Here is a 19849-nt window from a genome sequence, read left to right on the forward strand (position 1 = left end):
GTCACTCGCCTCCGTCGATCAGGGTGATCACCAGGCGGCCGTTGCCGGGCCGGTCCGGGTCGTTGTCGCACTGCGCGATCTCCAGCGGGCCCAGGCGCAGCAGGCCGGCCGCCAGTTCCCCGGCGTCGGCCTCGAACTGCCGGCGCAACCGGGTGATCCGGGCGCTGCGGACGCCCCTGACCGCGGCGGCGAGGGCGGTGAGCCGGCTGACCCGTACCGGGTCGCCGAAGCTGACCGCGTCGGGGCGGAAGGCGGCGAGTAGCCTGCGGTGCAGCTCGGCGGCGATCCGGCCCCGCTGGTGGCCGGGGACGGTACGGACCTCGAGGACGATGTCCAGCGGGATCGCCCGCGCGGGTTCCACGATCAGGTCGTGGCCGATGCGCCGGTAGGACTCCAGGCGGTGAGCGACCTCGTCCAGCAACTGCGGCGACGGGGTGCCGGTGCCGTAGGCGTCCACCGCGACGTGCGCCTCGGTGACGCTGCCGGTCCACCGCAGTTCGGCGGCGGCGCGCTGCACGCCGGGCAGGGCGGAGGCGAGCTCGGCGTAGTCGGCGGCGGTGACGGCGCGCAGGCGGCGGCGGGTCAGGTCCAGCGGGGCGAGGTGGCGGACCTGGTCCACCGGCTCCGGTTCGGTGCCGCCGGCGGCCGGGAGCGGATTGCGGACGGCCACCACCGGCGGGCCCGCGGTGTCCGGCCGGCCGGGATCGTGGGAGATCACCAGGTGGGTGATCGTGTCGGCGCCGACGTTGCCGGCCGTGCCGCCACCCACCCGGTAGCGGACCTCCAGTTTCTCCTCCGGTGCGGTGGCGCCGTACCGGCCATCGCCGAACCGCAGTGCCAGCCGGCCGTCGTCGCCCAGCTCACCGGTGAAGTGCCGGTCGCGGGGGCCGCTGCCCAGCAGGTCACGCCGGGGTGTCCAGGTGCGCCCCCGAAGGTGTGCCGTGACGTCCGGCAGGGCCTGCCGGGGGTCGCCCGCCAGCGCTGACATCGGGCCGTGCAGCACCGGGTCGCCGGGGTGCAGGCCACCGGCGTACCGCTGCCCCCAGCTCTGTTCGATCTCGTCGGCGATGTGCGCCCTCAGCACGGTGCCCGCGCGCGCCCGGGCGGCCAGCACGTCGAGCCGGCGCCGTTTGCCGGCGAGCAGCCGTGCCGAACGATGCAGCAGGTCACGCAGTGCGCGAACCGGCTCCGCACGCAGTTCGGCCTGCTCCCGCGAACCCAGGCCGAACAGGGCGGTCAGCTCGTCGACCTCGGCGTCGGACAGGCCGTCGCGGTCGCCGGCGCTGCGCCACAGCGCGGTCAGCCGAGCCCGGGCCCGCACCGGGATGCTCGCCAGGTGCGCGGCCTGACCGCTGCGGACGTGCTCAGGCAGCGGGTACGGCACCGCCTGGGTGACCGGCCACTGCGGCAGCACGTGCGGGGCGCCGAGCCGCTCGCTGACCGACCGGCCGTGATCGACGACGATGGTGTTGCCGTGCGCCACGGCCTCGGGCAACGGCAGCGGGGCGGTGAGCGCGTCCGCGGCGGACCAGGTGATCTCCAGGACGGGCTGATCGGTGAGCCGGTCCACGGCCGGTGCGACGGTCTCCAGCCGGACCGCCTGCCGGTGCGCCGCGGACTCCAGGACCAGCACATCGCCGGCGCGCAGCGACAGGGCCCGCCGGTGGCTGTCCGGGTCGGGCCGGTCGTCGCGCAGCGTCGCCGCGGTGGCACCGGCCGGCAGCACGCCCTGCTCGTCGTCCCAGATCCAGAACCGGATCGCGTAGTGGTCGGGATCCAGCCGCACCGGGTGCCGGTCGAGCGGCTCGAAGACCTCCACCGCGCCGGACTCGTCCAGCCGGGCGAGGTCGCGGTCGGTGATGACGGTGGCGGTGGTGTCCGGCACCGCGGTGGCGAACCGGTACTCGCCCGGCTCCAGGATGACCGGTTCGGCCACGTTCACCACGACGACGGCGCGGGCGTTGCAGCCGTCGTGCATCGGGTAGTCGATCAGCCGGACGTGCCGGCGCACCGACACCCGGCGGCGGGCGGTGTCCAGGTACGCCTCGGTGGCCACCGCGTCCTGCTGGTAGGAGATCTGGTCGGCGGTGTAGGCGAGCAGCTCGACGAGGGTGACGCCCAGGTCGGCGGGGTTGCGCTCGGCCCACCCGGGAATCGTCAGCGCCAGCCGGTCCAGCAGCAGCCGCCGGACCGTGTCGTAGTCGCGGGCGGTGTAGTCGATCACCGGTGCGGGCGCCGCCGGTGTGCCGCCCTCTCCAGGACCGGCCGGGTCGAACGGTGCCGGCAGCTGCGGCCAGAACCGGAACTCGGTGCCGAAGTAGCGCTGGTCCAGGCCCGGGTAAGGGCGGGTGCCCGGCCGCCCGTACTCGTCGGTGGCGACCAGCGACAGCCGGTACCGGGAGGTGTCACCGGGCCGGTCGACGGTGACGTGCAGCCGGTCGTCGATCTCCGGGTCGTCGGCGTGCTCCACCGACGCCTCGACGGCCGTGATGCCGGTGACGCGGCGGCCGCCGTCGATACGCACGTTGCCCGGGACCAGCTCGTCCGGCGCCCGGCCGAGGAACGTGACGGTGAGCCGCAGCCCGTCGTCGCTCACCTCGACCTCGTCCACCCCGTTGTGGTGGGCCGCCCGGATCGCCGCACGCCTGTTCATGCTCGCCCCTCGAAGATTTCCTCGCGCTCGCTGCCGGTACGCCGGACGGTGTAGCCGAGGCGCACCCGCACGGTCACACCCGCGGCGCTCAGATCCAGGGACCGCACCTCGATCAGGTCACCCAGCCAGCGCTGCAGGCTCGCCCGGACCGACAGCTCCAGCGCCGCGAGCAGCTCCGGGCCGGTCGGCGCGAACACCAGGTCCAGCAGGCCGCAGCCGAAGTCCGGTCGCATCGGCCGCTCTCCCGGGCTGGTGAACAGCAGCTGTTCGATCAGGTCGCGGGTGTGTTCGCCGTACGTCGCCCCCGCGGTTCGCCCGCGCGCGCTGACGCGGAACGGGAACGCGATGTCGGTTCTCATTCCTAGCCCCTCCTGGGGAAGATCTGCCCGTTGATGTCGACCCCGAGGCCGGACACCAGGACCTGGCCGTTGATGTCGACCGCGCCGCCGGTGATCGAGATCGCCCCGCCGTTGCCGTCCTCGAGGCGCACCCCGTCACCGTCGATCCGCACGAAAGCGCCGCTGCTCGCCTGCAGCAGCAGCCCGCCGCCGGGGGTGTCGAAGACGACCAGCCTGTTGCCGGCCCGGGTCTGGATGACCACGGGCTGGGTGGGCGGCTCGGCCTCCTGCGAGGTCCGTGCGTCCGGCGGCAGCTCGCTCGCGTCGCCGTACCAAGTGCCGGACCAGATCGGATGGCTCGGGTCGCCCTGCTCGAACTCGATCCACACACCGGCGCCGACCGCCGGCACGGTGAAGTGCCCGAACCCCTCGCCGGTGAACGGCAGGCACGGCAGCGCCCAGGTGGACACCTCCCGGCCCAGCACGTCGGGAACCTCGGCACGGATCCGGGCGATCCGCCGGGGATCGGCGTTGTCAGCGACCCGGCCCCGGTACTTGCCCGGGAAACGGTTGCTCGGTTCTGGCATCTGCGCTGCTCCCCTCAGGGCCGCACGGTGTCGCTGCGGGCCACCATTCCCTCGCGGGAAATGGTGAAGTTCTGTAGGTACGTCCCGGGCCGCAAGGTGTGCGTGACCGAGGTGACGAAGTAGTCGCCGTCGTACGCGACCCCCGCGCCGCGCACACCGACCAGCTCCCGGGGCCGCAGCACGTAGCCGTACCTGGTCACGTCGAGCGACCCCGACCCGGCGATCGCGTCCGCCGACGTCGCCGCCCGGGCCAGCAGTTCGGCCTGCGCCTGCGCGGTGCTCAGCTTCGCGGTGTTCCGAAGGCTCGGCCGTTTCAGCGCCTCCGTCGGGTCCCGCCCCAGCGGCGGCCGCAGCGGGTCGATCGGCGGCTGGGCCAGCTGGCTGATCTCGCGGGTGGCGGGATCCTGCACCAGCGCGGTCGGCTCCTCCCGCGCCAGCCCGTCGTAGGCGAAGGTCAGCTGGTCCACCGTGGAGTTGGCGTCCATGTTGACCGACAGGGCGTGCTGCCGCTGCCCGGTCCGGATCTGCGGTCCCCAATAGGCGGTCGAGCGTCCCGGCTCCGGCCCCGGGTCGAGATAGAACGTGTAGCCGTTGGCCCGGGCCAGCTGGTTGAGATACTGCAGGTCGGTGCCGCTCTGGAAGTCGATCCGCTCGGTGGCGTCGGCCGGCTGCGGAACCTGCTCGGTGACGACCCGGGGTGTGATCCCCAGACCCGCGTACCGGCGCAGGATCAGCTCGGCCCGCTGCGACGGCGCCAGGTTGGGGAAGCCCTCCGCGCGCTCCTCCAGATCCATCGCCAGCGTCAGATCCTCACCGGTGACGGTCAGCGTGGACTGCCCCGGCCGGTTGCTCGACCCCACCTCCTGCCGGGTGATCAGCCCGTCGAAGATCACCGTGGCGGTGCCACGAAGCACCGTGGTCATCACCACCCGGGTCTTGGGGTGGAAGAACCGCTCCGGCAGGTAGCGGCGGGCGATCGGCCCGTTCTTGGTCAGGTCGAAGGCGAGCTGGAACCCGCTGCGCTCCCCCGCCGTGGCGGTGATCTGCGCGGACAGCAGGGCGTCGGAGACCTCGGCCGGGATCGGCCGGGCCAGCTCCCGGCCCATGCTGAGGTTCAGATACAGCGGACCGCGCCCGAACGGCTGCTCAGCCAAGACCGCCTCCCTGCCCCGGAATTCCGATCCGCCGGCCGGGTTCCGCGGTCAGTTCGCGCGGATCCAGCACCGGGTTGGCATCGGCGATCCGCCACCACTGGTCCGGTGCGCCGAAATAGCGCTGCCCCAGATGATCGGGCCGCTCGACCGCGGTCACCGTGTGCGGGACCGTGTCGTCCGCCGCGGGCAGCGGCGGCAGCAGACGATGTTTGGCGTAGCGCACCTCGGCGCCGCCCGGCAGGGTGTGCACGGCGATCTCCGCGTCGGCGTAGCGGCTGGTCCGCGGGTACGGTCCCGCCCCGGGAATGCCGTCGAACGCGGACCGGTACGGCTCCGGCATGATCAGCTCACCACCCTGCGAGCCAGCTGTTCCTTCATCGCCAGGTGGGCGAGGTAGAAGTCAGCACCGGGATGACCGGCGGGCAGGTCGCTGACGGTGAGGATCTTGAAACCGAGGCTCAGCGAGGCGCGGATCGGGTTGAGGTTGACGTCGAAGGCCTGCTCATTGACCGAGAACTCGGTCAGCCGGACCGGCATGATCCGCTTGTCACCCCAGGTGAACAGCGTCAGCGGCATCTCGATCGGCGCGACCTCGATGGCACCGCGCCGGGCCGCCGCGATGGACTCCCGCAGCTGCGCGACGGTCGGCTGCACCAGCATCTCGAGCGCCGCGAGCTGCGGATGGATCCCGTCCGGCGCGGCGACGTCCAGCTGATCGGTGGCGTCGATCTCCGCGGTGATCTTCCACTGCTCCTCGGCGGGCCCCTTGAGCCGCAGCGCCTCGTTGCGGTCACCGTCGGTGCCGCTCCCGCTGGAGCCGCCGGTCCCGCCCGCGGCCTGCGGCTGGATGGTCCGCTCCAGCGAGTCCGGGTTGAACTGCATCACGATGACCCGCTGCGGCGCCCCACTGTCCGGATCCACCACGACGATCCCGGCACGGATGGCGCGGGGTATGTCGGTGAACGTGCTCACAGGCGAGCCTCCAGTCGGGTAGCCAGATCGGCATAGTCATGCTCGGGAAACAGGACCGGGAAAAGGTCGAGCATCCTGCGCAGGCGCGCAACCGTTTCCCGGAACGCAACGCCTCGTAAAGACACGTCCGTGAACAGGAATTGCCATCCGAAGACTCCTTTGGTGAGCAGGAGCGCTTCAAGGTATCCGCAATAGGTGAGTTCCATAGGAATCAGGTCTGAGTCGTATTCCGGCCCGACGGTGAGTCGCGGGTCGTAGTACCACAGCGGCAGCGGAGTGACGTCTTTCACGAGCCTCATCGCTGCGAAGGTTCCGGTTCCGGCATGCTGCGGAAAATCGATCACCCGCAGTTCGGAGAAGACTGCCAGATCTTGCTCGTTCGCGGTGTCCGGGGTGAACTGCGGAGGGCCGAGAAGGATGGAGTCGTAGAGGTCCCGGATCCGGAACTCGCCACCGAGCTCGGGCGAGCCCTCCCGGGTACGCCATCGGCAGGACAGCTCGATGAACCAGATGTTGCACTCCAGCAGCGACGGATCGAAGATCACGTCGTCGAATTCCACGAAGAATGAAACCGTCTCCGGGTTCTCGGTCAGCACATCGGTCTGCGGACCATTCGTGTGGAAGTCGACGCCCAACTCGTCGCAGGCGAGGATGGACTCGAGCGAATCCACGTGCCTGCGCTCATTCGACGTCAGCGGACGCCAAGGTTCTGCTCCGGTGCCGGTAATCGGATGCCTCCCTTCCTAGAACGGCAGCGAACGTCCGGTCCGCTGGATATCTGCGAGCCTGTCGCGGAACTTGGGGAAATAGGGTGTTGCCCGGCCACTCCTGCGATTGGCCGCCTCGTACGAGAGAATCGCACCGGCGAGCTCAGCCGCCGAGAGGACGTCACGCCCCTTGTCCCTCTGCCACTTCCTGATCGCCTCGTACGCGAGGTCCGCGAACTCCGGCGTCTCGTTCAGCAGGTGCTTCAACTGCCCCTTGGTGGCGGTATTCAGACGGATCTTGGCGGGCGTCCCGGGCTGGGGCGGTTTTTCGGGCGCAACGTGGAATTCGTGAAAGTTCCGCTTGGTACCGGCATCCTGCTTGATCCACTTGCTCGTATTCTGGTGATGCTGCAACTCGTGCCGGCCCCATCGAGCCTGGATGTAGCTCGGGAATCCCTGGTAGGGACCCGGGTGGTAGTTGACCCGGATGCGGTACCAGATCGCGACCTTGTTCGGCGTCTCGTCGGCAACCCCCAGGTATCCGTATGCCTGCTTCTCGATGTTGTCCTTGAACTTCGTGTTGACCGACGGGCCACGCGCCGGTACCAGGTTGGATCCCAATGCCGGTCCCCCGAGCTGCTCGGACAGCAGGTGCATGCGGACCCACCAGTTCGAGGGATCTGTGTTGAGGCTGTACAGGTTGAGGTGGCGGAATCCGATCGGTTCGTTACGCAGGGCCTGGCTCGCATCGGATCCGTGGCTGTTCGCGTACTTCTTGGTGATGTACTCAGCCTCGAAGTCCTGTGCCAGCCGGTTGTTCGCAAAATCGGGAACTCTGGTGGGTGGCAGATCAGGATCGGCCTGGACGTCTAGGTAGTCCTTGACGTCACCCTGCAGGTTGTTCTTCCCCCGGATCACGCGTCGACTCGGATTAAGCGTCGCACGGACGATGAAGTTCGCCCCGTCGCCGAGCCTGCGCAGCACCGTGAGCCGGAAATGCACCCTGAGCGTGTCCAGCAGAGCGTCGTGTGCGGGCACCGCCATGCCGTCCCGCAAGCGTGGGCGCAGGATGTTCCGCAGGCGCGCGACGATGTCATCAAGGCGATCCTCCTTGGCGTCCTTCGAGTTCTCTTTCTCCCTCGTCTCGTCTCGTGGACGGGAGGGAACCCGCGGCCGGTCCGGGTCATCGTCCTTGGGACGCCGACCGTCGGCGTCCTCGTCCCTCGGCTTACGCGGCGTCCCCGCATCATCCCGGTCAGCCGGTGCACGGTCGGCCGGCTGACCGCGTTTCGGCGTGGCCGGATCAGTGTCGTCCGCCCTGCCGGGCTTTTCCTTCGACGTGGGCTTCACGTGGTCGGGCCCCGCCGGTGGCTTGGCGCGCGGCACAGGCTTCGGCGCCACCGGCGGCGTCGGGCGAGTGTCCGGCTTCTCATCCGCAACCGTCTTTGGCTTGCCGTCCCTGTCCTTGGACGTGGCAGGGGGAACCTTCGCCGGCGCCGTGGCGGGCGTCGGCCGCGACGGCACCGCGGTGTCCGCCCGGCCGGCCGGGGCCGGAGTGTCGCTCCGACCGGCCGGAGACGATGTGCCGGGGCGGCCGGCCGAGGACGGCATGTCGGGCTGACCGGTCCGGGAGGGCGTGCCGGGGCGACCCGGCGGCCTGTCCGGTGCGCCCGTCGATCTGGTCCCGGGCCCCGCCGAGGGCCGCCCGTCGGGTCTCGGAGGCCGCGGCGTGGTGCCGGGTCTCGGGCCGGCAGCGGGGCGGGGGCGCGGTGTGGTGTCCGGTCTTCCGCCGGTGACGGACCGCGGTGCACCCTGCGGTGCTCCCAGGTCCGGCCGGCCGGTGCCGGGCTCGCCCGGTCGCCGGTCGCTGCCTGCCGGTCCGCCTCCGTCGCGGGGTGGCCGGCCGGGAGCGTCGCGATTCTTGCCCTTCAGCATGCGGGCCGCCACACCCTTCAGGCGCTTGCCCACCTTGGCCACATACTTGCCGATCCCGCTCATCAGCGCCTCATAGGCCAGCTCCAGCAGCGCCACGATCCCCGCAGCCACCGCCTTCGCGAACAACACCCCCGCGCCACCCTGCCGGACCGAGATCAGCCAGGCCAGGACCGCGCCGATCGCGCGGAGGATCTCGGCCAGGGCGCCGATCGCCACCTGGATCGCGTCGATCACCGCCATCACCCAGCCCGCGCCGGGGATCAGCTTGGCGATGATCTTGGTGATGACGATCTCGCCGATGATGAAGGGGAGCATCGGGACGATCGCGTCCCAGGTCTCCTTGACGATCTTCTCGAGGGTGAAGCCGCCCTTCACCAGGGTGTCGATGACCGCCTTGCCGACACCCAGAACCTCTTCGATCTTGGACTGGAACCACTGCTTGACCGCGGCCTTGACCTCGCGGAACAGGTGGTTCTTCGCGCCGTCCACCGCTGAGTTCTTGGCGCCGCTGAGCCAGCCGCCGGGATCGGAGAGGAAGTCGATCGCCACGAACAGGAAGGTGCCCAGCATGCCCAGCAGCTGGGAGGCCATGGCCAGGTACTGCTTGAGCGCGTCCACCACCGCCTTGATGGCGGTCATCAGGGCCTGGAACAGGATCTTCAGCAGGTCGCCGAGGAGGCGGCCCAGCATGTCCAGGAGGTCCTTGATGATCTGTTTCAGCTTCGCGGCGAGCTTGTTGACCAGGTCGATCGCGGCCTTGATGAGGCTGGTGATCAGGTTTCGGATCTTCCTGGCCAGCTCGATGATGTCCCGGACCATGGCCTTGGCGAACTCGATCAGGTCGTCGATCAGCGTCTTGATCGCGTTGACGATGAAGGTGCGGGCCTCGTTGATCCAGCGTTCGACGGTCTCCTTGAACGTCTTGATGAAGCCGACCACCGCGTCCCGGGCCGCCTTGATCACCCGTACGATCGCTTTCTTGATCTCGATGACCTTGTCTTTGATCCAGTCGAAGGCCTTGGTGATCCAGTTCCCGGAGTCCTGGACGGCGGTGTCGCGCTTCTGGTTCGCCTCCCGCTCGGCCCGGCCCGCCTCGTCCTGGATCTTCTTGGTGCTGCCGGTCTTCTCCTTCGTGACGTCGTCGTCGGCCTTCTTCTCCCGGTCGGTGACGTCCTTGCGGACCTTCACCTGCCGGTCGGACTTCGTGGTGCCGAGCTTCGACAGCTCGGTGTCCTGGTCCCGGCGCCAGACCGCCCGCTGGGTGTCGACGTCGGCGAACGCGGTGTCCCGTTCACTCTTCTGGCTCTGGGTGTTGACCGTGACCTCGGTAAAGACCTTCGACCGGTGGCGCTCCTGTGATTCGCGGAAGCCCTGGTCCTTGGCCTGCCGACCCTGCGACATGCCCTGCTGACCCTGCTGGAACGAGGCCTGCATGCGCGGCCCGTTGTCGTGCTCGGCCACCTTGGAGGCCGCCTCGGCCGGAACCACACCGGTCGGCGCGCTGCCCGCGGCGACGGGGGTGCCGCCGGAGCGGGCGGGCACGTCTGCCTCCATCTGCTCCGGTGGGACATCGGGGTAGACCTGGTCCTCGCCCATCCCCCGGCTCGCGTCGTCCCGCCCCGCGGAAACGGTGTCCTGCCCCTTGGTGTCGACGGCGATTCCCTGTTCCGCCGAGGTCTGCTCGGCGGCGCCGCTCGCCTGCACGCCCGGCGCGTTGCCGGCCATGGCCTGCTTCAGCGCCTCGTCCTTGGTCGGCAGCCCGGCGAACTTGGCCGCGAGCTCCGTCGGATCCACTTCGAAGCCCAGCTTGCTCGCCACCCACCCGAGGCCGAAGCCCAGCGCCATCTTGAAGGTGTCCCAGCCGCTCGGCCCCTCCTCCTTCTCGGCCTCGATCGGCCCGTCGGGCTCCTTCGCGCCGGTGACCTCGGCCTTCTCCTGGTCCGGCGCCTGGGACCGCTTCGCCGGATCCTGGGAGTACTGCACCGGCGCATCGGTCTTCGGGTCACCGGACAGGGTTTGCGGTGCCCCTGCCGGGCGCTGCATCGCCGGCGGGGCCGCGGCCAGGTTCTTGTGCTCGTCGCCGACAGACCGGTCGGCACCGCTGCTCACGCTTGTCATCGACTCGAGCGCACGGTGCGGTTTCAGCTGCGCCGCGGTGGCCAGTCCGGCCTCGGGCGACACCGTCGACAGGTTCGGCGCGGGTGCGGACTCCTGCGCCGCCTTCTTGATCGGCGCCGCCGCGCTTCCACCACTGCGGCCACCCGGCGCCGGCGCGGCCTCCGACGACGAACCCTCCGGGGCCGGGGCAGCGGTCAGACCAGGGGCCGGGGCAGCAGGAGCAGGGGCAGGAGCGGGGGCAGCAGGAGCGGGGGCCGGGGCTGCGGGCCCGGGCGAGGCGGGTGCGGGTTCAGGTGAGGGCGTTTCTCGTACGGTCGTCTGCTCACCGATCGGCGCCGGTGCCGTCGCGACCTCGGGGGGTGCGGCAGGCGCGGCCGGAGCCGGTTCGGCCACCGGAGCCGCCGGGGCAGTGCTGGTGTCTCCGGAGCCGCCGGCCGCCGGGCTGTGCTCGGCGGGAGCCGGTGCCGCCTGACCGGCTGCCGGCTGCTGGGTTGCCTTCTCCGGCGCGGCCGGGGTCCGGTCGCCCGCGGCCGGCGTACCTTTCTCCTCCTTGGCCGCCTGCTCCCGCTCCGGGCTGCCGGGTTCGGACCGACCGGCCGCGGCCTGCACCGTGGTCTGCGCGTCCACCGGACCGGCCTTCGGATCGGCACCGCTGGTCGGGCTGCGCATCGCGGCACCGGGCGCGGGCGGCGCATCGAGGACCGGATCCGCGTCCGGCGAGCCCGGGAGTTCCGCGCCGGGCTCGGCCTCCACCTCCACCGGCCGTTCCGGCTCCACCGGTTGCCGCTCGGCCTCGGCCTGCGCCGCCGCGTCCTCGGCGTCCTCCGCATCGCGTTCCGCCTGTACCTGGTCGGCACGGGTGACCGGCGGAGCCGGGAACGACGGCATCGGCGCCGTGGCACCGGGGCCGGCCCGGTCCGCTGTCGGGATCCCGGACACGTCGGGATCCTGGGCCGGCAGGAAGTCCTCCGGCCGGAGGGTGATGTCCCAGGCGCTCGGCAGCCCGCCACCGACGTCCACCTCGGATTGGTGGGTGGGCGGCGACTCAGCCGGTGGTTCCTCCTGGAGACCTTCGGTGTCCTGGTTGCGTACCGGATCGAGGGTGCTGACCGCACCGGACAGCTGGGTGTCCTTGCCGGAGACGGCCGGCGAGCCGGTCGGCACGTCGATCCCGCGCTTGTCCTCGGGCTTCACCTGCCTGCTCGCGGCCACCGCCTCGGCCGCCGCCGGCCGGTTCCGCGCCGCGGACTCCTCCGGGCTCGCCACCGGCGTCTCCTGCCGCGGGGCCGCCTCCGCGGCCGCCTTCTCAGACCCGCCCTGTGTCCCGCCCTGTGTCCCGCCCTGCGACCCAGAGGCCTCCTGCTGAGCGGGCGCCGGCGCCGATGCCTCAGCCTGAGTGGGTGCCTCAGCCTGAGCGGGTGCCGAGCCCTGAGCCGGTGCCGAGCCCTCAGAAGGTGCCGCGCCCTCAGAAGGTGGTTTCACCCCAGAACCCGGCTCGGGTTCGGCACGCTCAGCCAGCTCCCGCTCCAGCCGCAACTGCTCGGCCAGATCCGGCTCGGCCACCGGCGCCTCGTGCGCACCCGGCTCGGCCTCGTAGCCGTCCTCCACCTCGTCCAGGAAGTCCAGCACCCGCTCGTACTCCGTGCTGAGCATCCGCCGTTCCAGGCATCCGAGCACCGGCTCGACAAGCTGCTCCGGAAGCCGCGACAGCTGAACCCGGGTCCGCTTGGACCAGTCAGCCGGGTCACCGCGCAGCGTCCGCAGAATGTTCGCCGCCAGCCGGTCCGGAAGCGTCGCCGGATCCAGCCGCTCACCCCGCAACCGGTCCGCGGTGACCGTCGCGTACCGCATCCAGCCAGGCGTCGGCGCCTCCGGCTCGATGTCGACGTCCTGCGGCCCCTCCGCCGTGCGGGCCGTCTCCTCCGCCGCCCGTTCGGCGGGCTGCTCGGCCAGGCTGACCGCACCGTCGTCGCGGCCGGCCCTCAGCGCGCCGAGCCCCTGCGGGTCCTGCACGGTGTGCAGCAGTTCGTGCGCGAGCAGCCGCCGCCCGTCGGCGGTGCCGGGCTGGAACGCTCCGGCCCGGAAGAAGATGTCCGGCCCGACGGCGACCGCGTCCGCACCGAGCAGCGTGGTGAGCGCGTCCGCGTCCCGGTCGGTGTGCAGCCGCACCTGCCCGAAGTCGTATCCCAGCCGCTCCTGCGCCTCGCGCCGCACGCTGAGGTCGAGCGGCTGCCCGGCCCCGCTGACGATGTTCTTCGGCTCGGGCGTGTGGCGGGCACCGGTCCGGTTCTGCTTGCGGCGCTTGCTGTCACGCGACGAGGACTGCCGGTCCTGCCCGGCTCGGGTCGAGGTCATCGCGGCGTCCCCCGTACCTCTCGGCTCTGACCGCACAGCCCGGCGTGCACGGACCTGGCCAGGGCGACGCCCAGCTTCTGCGGCGAAGCCGCGGGACCCAGCGGAGGCAGCCCGGCGAGCGCGTCCACCTCCCGGCCCTCACCGAACGCCGGCGGTACGCCCCGCGCGCGCACCAGCCGGGTCAGCTCGGTGGTGAACGCGGCCGACACCAGGTCCAGGTCCATCGGCGCGTCGAAGCCGTCGAACACCAGCTCGCCGATCTCCACGTGGACGTCGCGGTTCAGACCCATCCGCGCACCTCCCCCGGTGTCAGCGAGCGTTCGAGCTTGAGGTATTCGGTGCGGGCGGCCGCGAGCAGGTGCCGCATCTGGAGCTTGTCGCCCTCCTCGGCGGCCAGGAAGGCACCGGAGAGGGCGATGTTGCGGATCGAGCCGCCGGCCACGGTCAGCTGAGCCAGCAGCTGCGGATCGAGGCCCTGTGCCGGGGTCTGCGCGGGCAGGACCCGCTGCCAGATCTCGGCGCGTTCCCGCTCGCCGGGGAACGGGAAGTCGACGACGAACCGGATCCGGCGCAGGAAGGCGGGGTCCAGAGCCTGCTTCATGTTGGTGGTGAGCACCGCCAGGCCCCGGTACGCCTCCATCCGCATCAGCAGGTAGCTGACCTCCAGGTTGGCGTACCGGTCGTGGCTGTCCTTGACCTCGCTGCGCTTGCCGAACAGCGCGTCGGCCTCGTCGAAGAGCAGCACCGCCCCGCCGTGCTCGGCGGCGTCGAAGACCGCCCGCAGGTTCTTCTCGGTCTCCCCGATGTACTTGCTGACCACCTGGGACAGGTCGATGACGAACAGGTCGAGGCCCAGCTCACCGGCGATCACCTCGGCGGCGAGGGTCTTGCCGGTGCCGGAGCCGCCGGCGAACAGCACGGTGACGCCGAGCCCGCGGCGCAGGGTCCGCGCGAAGCCCCACTCCTGGTGAACCGTGGCGCGCCGCCGCACGTGGGCGGTGATCTCCCGGAGCACGACCACCTGCCGTTCGGGCAGCACCAGGTCGGTCCAGCCGGCCTCGGGCTCGATCCGGCGGCCGAGCTCGTCCAGGCCCATCCGGGCCGCGGCGAGACCGGCCCGCCAGGCCGCTCCCATCGCCGGGGCCTGCGAGGAGGGCAGATCGCGCTCGACCGCGGCGGCCATCTGCCGGACCGTGTGCGGCGGCAGCTGGAACTGGGCGACCAGCTCGCGCACCTGGTCGTCGGCGATCTCCGGGATGCCGGCGAAGGCGTCGCGCCAGACCGTCAGCTGCTCGTCGTCGGGGAGCGGCGGCACGGCGACCCGCTGACCGCGCGGCTCGGCGCTGTGCCGGGGGTCGTCGCCGGCGACGACCAGCGGCACGGCGGCGGCGGCGAGAAACGCGTCGGCCGCCGCGGCCTGGTCGCGTTCCATCGGGCCGGTCTCGACCAGCAGGGCGGCGGGCAGCAGGATCGCCTCGCGCTGCCACAGCCGGGCCAGCCGGTCCCGTTCGGCCGGATCGGTGGGTGTGTCGGCGGCGGGCATCACGTACAGGCCCAGGCCTAGGCGGGCGGCGCCGGCGGCGGCGATGTCGGTACGGATACGCCGCCCGCCACCGGTCAGCTCGACGCGCAGCGGGGTGTCCGCGTCGCCGTCGGCGAGCCCGGCGGCGACCTGGTCCGCGGTGCGGTCGTAGGTGGGTGTCAGCTCGGCGGGTCGCGGCGCCGGGCGGAGCATGCCGTGCAGCCGGGCGTCCAGGTACGGCGTGCCGGCCAGGAAGTGCAGCACCCGCTCGCTGATGCGCAGCGGTGAGCCGGTCAGGTGGTTCTCGTCGGCGGGCTCGACAAGCTGCCAGCGGCGCAGCGGTGCCACCGGGGTGAGCGCGCTCCAGTGCGGTTCGGGCAGGGCGGCCAGCGCGAGGCCGAAGGTCGGGAAGGCGCGACCGGGATCGCCGCAGGCGGCGGCGCACCGGCTGCCGGTGGTGGGGTCGAGCTCGGCAGCCGCGGCGAGCAGCAGCACGCTGCGCTCGAACAGGCTCAGCCCGAAGCACTCCACCAGGGTCCGCAGCGCCGGCGGCACAGCGTCGCCCTCCGGCCCGGCCGGAGATGCCGCACCGGTGGCGTGGGCGTCGAGCCGGGCCAGAACGAAACGGACGGCGGCGGCCAGTGCCACCTCGCCGCCGCTCCCCGCCGGCCCGCGCACCCGATCAGCCACCGGCGGTCACCGTGACCGTCCGCTCCCGTACCGGCGGGTGTTGCGCCGGGATCTCGCGCCCCTCGATCAGGACGAGGGCCGCCTGGTAGACGACCGACAGCACGTACGGCGTCTGGTGGAACATCCCCCACAGCTTCGAGGTCTCGTCCACGTCCATCTGGCTGGGCGTGAACCGCACCCGGTGGATGGAGTCCCCGAGGTCGCTGCCGCTGAGGTAGGGGCGCTGCCCGGCCTCCTCGATGACCGCGCGCGGCAGGATCGGGACCTCGGTCAGGGTGCGGATCACGCTGCCGATCAGCCGCTGCCCGACCAGCTCGTTCTCCTCGCCGTAGGCGCTGATCAGGTAGTGCAGGTCGAGGGCGGCGGTGGCACGGGACACCAGGGTGCCGTCCGAGGCGCGGGTGGGCAGCTCGGTGTTACGCAGCGACACGTCCGGGGTGACCTGGTAACAGAAGACGGTGATGGCCGGGTCGGCGGGCGGTTCGGTGTGCGGGCGCCGGGTCTGCACGGAGACCGCGAAGTCGATCTCCGGGGGCAGGTGGTTCTCGATCTGCATCGCCAGCGCCTGGGTGACGGTGGCGATGGCCAGGGCGTTGCTCACGGGCGCCTCCCGCCGGTCAGGTAGTCGGTCAGGCTCACCGCCGGGTCCTGGCGGCCGGGCCGCACGCTGCGGGTGGGCGCCGGGGCGGCTCCGGTGGCGCGGACTTCGAGCCTGCCGATCCGGACGTGCACCGCCGGTTCGGCCGGGCGGGCCCGGCGGCGCGATGCCTGCGGCGGGACAGCGTTACGCCGTACCTCAGCGGTTTGATCTCTCCTCGGCATCGCCTGCGCCGCGGGCGCGTGGTCGGGCCCCACTCGGATCGCGGCAGGTCGCGCCGGTGCCTCACCACGCGGCGCGGCGGGTGTGACCTGGTGAGAGGCCCGGTCCGGCTGCGGCTGTGCGCCGGGTTGGTGCCGCGGTACCACCCTGGTGAACCATCGGTCGACCGCCGGCATCGGCGTGTGCGCCGGCACAGCGGGCTCGGGCGCCGCGGTCTCGGTGCGGACCTCGGTGTGCCGCTCCACGCGCACCTGCAAGGGCGACGGCTGCGGAGCCCATTCAAGATCAGGCTTGGGGTACGACGGAAGCGGCGCTGCCGGCGGCGGTTCCGGCGCCTCGTTGCGGCTCGGCTCGGCGCGCTCGAACGGGCCGGGCAGCCTCGGCCGCGCCCAGCCCGCGACGGCACCGCCCCCACCAGCAGCGCCCCCACCAGCACCGCCCGCGACGGCACCGCCTTGACGGGCCAGCAACCGATCGAAGTAGTCCGGCTCAGGCATCGGCGCACAGCTCCAGGTAGTAGCGGCGCCGCAGCGGGCTCAGCGCCAGGATCTCCGCCTCGCTCCAGCCGTACGCGCCGGCCAGCACGTGCACGTCGAGGAGCAGGTCGCGGGCCCAGAAGTCCAGCTCGGCCCAGAGGTAGGCGGCGATGTCGAGCCGCAGCGGGGTGGTCGTGGCGCAGCCGGGGCAGGCCACCCGCAGGGTGACGTCGCCGGATCCCCCGGCCCGCTCGGCCACCTCGGCCATCCGCCGCTGGATGTGATCGGGCAGCTCGCCCGCGGGCACCGGCCGGCCGTCGTGGCGGGCGTCGAGGGTGCAGCGCGCCACCAGGTCGTCCCGGCCGGCGGACGCGCTCAGGTCACCGGCGGTGGGCGCCCGGAACTCGACCTCCCAGCCGTCCTCGGCCACCCGCAACGGCTCGGCGGCACGCTCCGGGCGCTGCGACAGCGCCGCCGCGTCGAGGTCGAACTCCAGCACCTCGCCGCAGTTCGCACACTCGGCGAGGACCTCCATCCGGTCGCCGAACAGGGCGCGGCGCAGCGCGTAGAGGTCCGCCTCGCGCTCGCCGACCGGGGCGTCGAGCAGTTCGGCCGGACCGGTCTCCGGGCGTGCCGTGCGGTGCAGCGCGAGGGCGCGGGCCGGTCCCGGAGAGGTCAGCCCGCGCTCCCAGACGCCCAGCAGGTCGAGCGTCATCAGGCCGGGTTGGTGAACGACGGCTCGACCGGCTCGGGAACCTCGTAGTCGCGCTCCCAGCCCTCGACCTCGAGCTTGAGGCTCTGGATGGCGACCGCATTGGCGTTGGCGTCCAGCTCACCGACGACCTGGTACTCGCTGGGCCAGCAGCGGTACAGCCGGTGCGAGACGGCGACCTGGCCGGCCTCGTTCAGCACGTCGATGATGATGTTCTTGCGGAAGTCGGCGAGCGACACCTCGGCGCCCAGGCCGGCGCCGACCTGCCAGACCTTGTTGGCCCAGCGGTCGAACTCCGGGTCGTGAGTGACCCCGCGTTCCAGGGTGATGCCCTCGAACTCGGAGCGGCCGGGTGACTTGCGCGGCGAACTGGGCGAGCCGCCGTCGCGGTGCTTGACCACCTCGGTGGTGCGCTTCAGCGGGCTGATCTTGCTGATTCCGGCAACCGTGCGCCCGTCCCACCGGACCAGGAACTTGAAGTTCTTGTACGGGTCGAACCGTTGCGCGTTGACCTCGAACTCGGCCATCGAATTCCTTCGCTCCTCAGGCTTCAGTTGGGCGGGCTTGTCCGGCTTCAGTAGGCGGGCTGTCCCGCCACCTGCTGGATGGTGACGATGACGAACTCGGCCGGGTCGACCGGCGCGAACCCGGCGACGACGTTGACGATGCCGTCGGCGATGTCGGCCTCGGTCGTGGTGGAGGCGTCGCACTTGACGAAGTACGCCTCGCGGGGCGTACGGCCGGCGAACGCTCCCCGCCGGAACAGGGTGTCCAGGTAGGCACCGACGTCCAGCCGGATCGCCTGCCAGAGCTGCTCGTTGTTGGGCTCGAAAACCACCCAGCGCAGCGCCCGGTACAGGCTCTCCTCGAGGTGCAGCGCCAGGCGCCGTACCGGTACGTAGTTCCACTCGCCCGCCTGCTCGCCCTCCCCGCCGGCCAGGGTGCGCGCGCCCCAGACCACCGGACCGGTGCCGGGGAACGTGCGCAGGCAGTTGACCGCGAGGGGGTTGAGCAGCCCGTTCTCCCGGTCGGTGAGCGGCACGCTCAGCCCGCGCACCCCGATCAGCCGGGCACCGGTGCCGGCCGGCGCCTTCCACACCCCGCGCTCGGCGTCGGTGCGGGCGATCACCCCGGCCACGGCGCCCGAGGGCGGGACCGGGCCGTGCCGGCCGTCCACGATCAGGTGCGGGAAGTACAGGGCGGCGTGGTCGCTGCGGACCGCGTCCAGCAGTTCGACACCGGTGCGGGCCGCGTCCACGCCGGTCCAGGCGGCGGGCGCGTCGATCAGCAGGAAGATCCGCTGCTCGCGGGCGATCCGGTCGGCCACCGACAGCACCGTGGCGGCGTCCTCGATCGACTCCCAGCCGGCCAGGTCGGGCAGGTTGAGCAGGTTGACGTCCACGACGTCGCGCAGCGCGTGCAGGCCGGTCTTGGCCGTCTCGTCGCCGATCAGGTCGCCGGCCTCCGGCGGGTCGCCGTCGTCACCACCGGACAGGGCGAAGACCGGCGGGGCGGCGAACGCCTCCAGGCCGAGGTGGTCACAGTGGTCGCCGGAGAAGTGGACGATGTCGGCCTCGTCGGTCGAACCGGCGACGGTCAGCAGGCGGCGGCCGACGGCGCGGACCCGTGCACCGGCGAACGCGGTGCTGCCCGGCCGGTCCGGCTGGGCACGCAGCTTGCGTTCCAGCAGGGCGGCCAGCTCCGGCAGATGCCGTGGCGGCGGGCCGTCGTGGTGCGGGCGGTAGAGCCGGAACTCGCGCTCCTCGTCGCCGATGCGCACCGTGACGTCGCCGTCCAGGTCCGGCAGGTCGCGGTCGAACTCGCGGGAGACGGTGCCGTTCGCGTCGGGCCGGGCCCGGCCGACCGCCTCGACGCGGATCAGCTTCGAGGCCGCGTTGATCGTGTCGGGTGCGAACCGCTCGTGGTCGGGGTCCATCGACAGGCCCCGGTAGGTCTCGTGGCCGGGGCCGGGACCGTTGACGACGTGCAGGGTGAAGGTCTCGTCCGGGCCCCTCGACCCGTGGTCGATCACGATGTGCAGGCCGTTGCCCCAGTGCCCCGGCTCCTTGGCGTGCACCTCGAGCACCGGCCGCTCACGCGGGCGATCGTGGCGGTCCCGGGGATCCTGCCCGGCGGCCTCCTGGTCGCCGGCGGTCTCGGGCTGATCGGCCTCCTCCTCCGCGGCGGCACCACGAGGGCGGCCGGGACGGGTCGGGCGGCCGTGGTCGCCGTGGTCGCCGTGGTCGCCGTGGTCGTCGTGATGGTCATGGTCGTGGTCGTGCCCGTTGTGGTGATCATGGTCGTCGTGGTGATCGTGGTCGTGGCGACCGTGGGCGAGGAGCGTGACCGCCGCCTCGTCGGCGCTGCCGTCCTTGATCACCCGGACGATCACCGCGCTGGCGCCGCCGTTGACGAAGAACTGGTGCGCCGCGGTGCCGACCGCACCGTGCCTGCTCAGCCCGCCGAAATACCGTTCGTACTCGGCGAAGCCGCCGATCCGGACCGGCTGGTTGAGCGGGCCCCGCCGGGTGTACCCGACAAAGGCGGCCGTCGCCGTGGAAACCGGTGCGACGTTGCCTACCGTGGTGGAGATCTCCCCGACATAGACCCCGGGATAGGTCGTGTCCGCCGGCATCCCGCCTCCAATTCCCTCTGCGCATCGACCGATACGCGGCAGTTGGTCGGGAATCCGACCTACATCGGCTTGTGCCGGTATCCGGTAGAGGGTCAAACTCGTCGATGTACAAATTGCTACTGATCGGCTAACGGGCAGGTTGCCCGCCTGCGGATCTCGCAGGGATGAACATCGT

Annotated in this window: 15 protein-coding genes; all 15 read right to left on the reverse strand. The window is 71.9% G+C overall.

Translation table 11 applies throughout. The features are described 5' to 3' along the window. Nucleotide 1: 1 nt before the first annotated feature. The 15 genes from ACFQV6_RS38355 to ACFQV6_RS38425 all read right to left on the reverse strand — a co-directional run bounded on the left by ACFQV6_RS38355 (nucleotide 2) and on the right by ACFQV6_RS38425 (nucleotide 19674). Nucleotides 2-2653, reverse strand: coding sequence for a putative baseplate assembly protein (locus tag ACFQV6_RS38355; protein ID WP_378032615.1), 2652 nt, complete (start codon nucleotides 2651-2653; stop codon nucleotides 2-4). Further along, nucleotides 2650-3012 (reverse strand): GPW/gp25 family protein, encoded by a 363-nt coding sequence (locus ACFQV6_RS38360; protein WP_378032616.1) that lies wholly within the window; start codon nucleotides 3010-3012, stop codon nucleotides 2650-2652. The genes ACFQV6_RS38355 and ACFQV6_RS38360 overlap by 4 nt, the downstream gene beginning before the upstream one ends. A gap of 2 nt (nucleotides 3013-3014) precedes the next feature. Then, nucleotides 3015-3578, reverse strand: coding sequence for a phage baseplate assembly protein V (locus ACFQV6_RS38365; RefSeq protein WP_378032617.1), 564 nt, complete (start codon nucleotides 3576-3578; stop codon nucleotides 3015-3017). Nucleotides 3579-3592: 14 nt separating this feature from the next. Further along, nucleotides 3593-4732 carry a hypothetical protein gene (locus ACFQV6_RS38370; RefSeq protein ID WP_378032618.1) on the reverse strand — a complete coding sequence of 380 codons (1140 nt, stop codon included), beginning with the start codon at nucleotides 4730-4732 and terminating at the stop codon, nucleotides 3593-3595. Beyond that, complete coding sequence (locus ACFQV6_RS38375; RefSeq protein WP_378032619.1) at nucleotides 4725-5072, reverse strand: LysM domain-containing protein; 348 nt, start codon at nucleotides 5070-5072, stop codon at nucleotides 4725-4727. Before ACFQV6_RS38375 ends, ACFQV6_RS38370 begins: the two co-directional genes overlap by 8 nt. 2 nt (nucleotides 5073-5074) lie before the next feature. Further along, nucleotides 5075-5704, reverse strand: a complete 630-nt coding sequence (locus ACFQV6_RS38380; RefSeq protein WP_378032620.1) for a hypothetical protein — start codon at nucleotides 5702-5704, stop codon at nucleotides 5075-5077. After that, nucleotides 5701-6375 carry a hypothetical protein gene (locus ACFQV6_RS38385; RefSeq protein WP_378032621.1) on the reverse strand — a complete coding sequence of 225 codons (675 nt, stop codon included), beginning with the start codon at nucleotides 6373-6375 and terminating at the stop codon, nucleotides 5701-5703. Before ACFQV6_RS38385 ends, ACFQV6_RS38380 begins: the two co-directional genes overlap by 4 nt. Nucleotides 6376-6447: 72 nt before the next feature. Next, entirely contained in the window at nucleotides 6448-12819 is a 6372-nt protein-coding gene (locus ACFQV6_RS38390; RefSeq protein ID WP_378032622.1) for a DUF4157 domain-containing protein, read from the reverse strand. Beyond that, the gene (locus ACFQV6_RS38395; protein ID WP_378032623.1) at nucleotides 12816-13109 is read right to left on the reverse strand and encodes a hypothetical protein; all 294 of its coding nucleotides are present in this window, start codon (nucleotides 13107-13109) and stop codon (nucleotides 12816-12818) included. The genes ACFQV6_RS38390 and ACFQV6_RS38395 overlap by 4 nt, the downstream gene beginning before the upstream one ends. Then, nucleotides 13100-15031, reverse strand: a complete 1932-nt coding sequence (locus tag ACFQV6_RS38400; protein ID WP_378032624.1) for an ATP-binding protein — start codon at nucleotides 15029-15031, stop codon at nucleotides 13100-13102. The genes ACFQV6_RS38395 and ACFQV6_RS38400 overlap by 10 nt, the downstream gene beginning before the upstream one ends. Continuing rightward, complete coding sequence (locus ACFQV6_RS38405; RefSeq protein WP_378032625.1) at nucleotides 15024-15632, reverse strand: DUF4255 domain-containing protein; 609 nt, start codon at nucleotides 15630-15632, stop codon at nucleotides 15024-15026. The genes ACFQV6_RS38400 and ACFQV6_RS38405 overlap by 8 nt, the downstream gene beginning before the upstream one ends. Next, nucleotides 15629-16348 carry a hypothetical protein gene (locus ACFQV6_RS38410; RefSeq protein WP_378032626.1) on the reverse strand — a complete coding sequence of 240 codons (720 nt, stop codon included), beginning with the start codon at nucleotides 16346-16348 and terminating at the stop codon, nucleotides 15629-15631. Before ACFQV6_RS38410 ends, ACFQV6_RS38405 begins: the two co-directional genes overlap by 4 nt. After that, entirely contained in the window at nucleotides 16341-17042 is a 702-nt protein-coding gene (locus tag ACFQV6_RS38415; protein WP_378032627.1) for a hypothetical protein, read from the reverse strand. The genes ACFQV6_RS38410 and ACFQV6_RS38415 overlap by 8 nt, the downstream gene beginning before the upstream one ends. Next, the gene (locus ACFQV6_RS38420) at nucleotides 17042-17566 is read right to left on the reverse strand and encodes a phage tail protein (protein ID WP_378032628.1); all 525 of its coding nucleotides are present in this window, start codon (nucleotides 17564-17566) and stop codon (nucleotides 17042-17044) included. The genes ACFQV6_RS38415 and ACFQV6_RS38420 overlap by 1 nt, the downstream gene beginning before the upstream one ends. Before the next feature lie 47 nt (nucleotides 17567-17613). Further along, on the reverse strand, nucleotides 17614-19674 hold the full coding sequence (locus tag ACFQV6_RS38425; protein ID WP_378032629.1) for a phage tail sheath family protein: 2061 nt from the start codon (nucleotides 19672-19674) through the stop codon (nucleotides 17614-17616). Nucleotides 19675-19849: the final 175 nt, after the last annotated feature.

Origin of the sequence: Actinoplanes sp. GCM10030250 (genome assembly GCF_042666575.1) — a bacterium.
GTDB lineage: Bacteria > Actinomycetota > Actinomycetes > Mycobacteriales > Micromonosporaceae > Actinoplanes.